The sequence below is a fragment of the Oleiphilus sp. HI0079 genome (genome assembly GCF_001635105.1).
This window is the reverse complement of sequence record NZ_LWFT01000293.1, coordinates 1-306: the sequence shown is the minus strand read 5'-3', so window position 1 is coordinate 306 and position 306 is coordinate 1. Positions and strand designations below refer to the sequence as shown.

Here is a 306-nt window from a genome sequence, read left to right as displayed (position 1 = left end):
ATGCAATCTTTGCGACCAAGTTTGATGATATTTCCATTGTTCCGACTTTCGTATTGACGCCGCTGACCTATCTCGGAGGCGTGTTTTATAGCATCTCTTTGTTGCCGGAGTTTTGGCAAACTGTTTCGCAAGCGAACCCGATCTTGTACATGGTGAATGCGTTTCGATATGGCATTCTTGGGGTGAGCGATATCGACATTCGATTTGCGTTTGTCATGGTTCTGTTTTTTATTGTTGTTTTGTTTTCGGTATGCCTGTATTTGCTGTCAAAAGGCAAGGGTATTCGAAGTTAGAGTTAGCGAGCGC

Annotated in this window: 1 protein-coding gene; it reads left to right on the top strand. The window is 43.8% G+C overall.

From position 1 onward, the window contains the following. A partial coding sequence (locus tag A3750_RS04105) for an ABC transporter permease (protein WP_156498383.1) occupies positions 1–293 on the top strand: 293 nt, incomplete at its 5' end. Between the last annotated feature and the right edge of the window lie 13 nt (positions 294–306).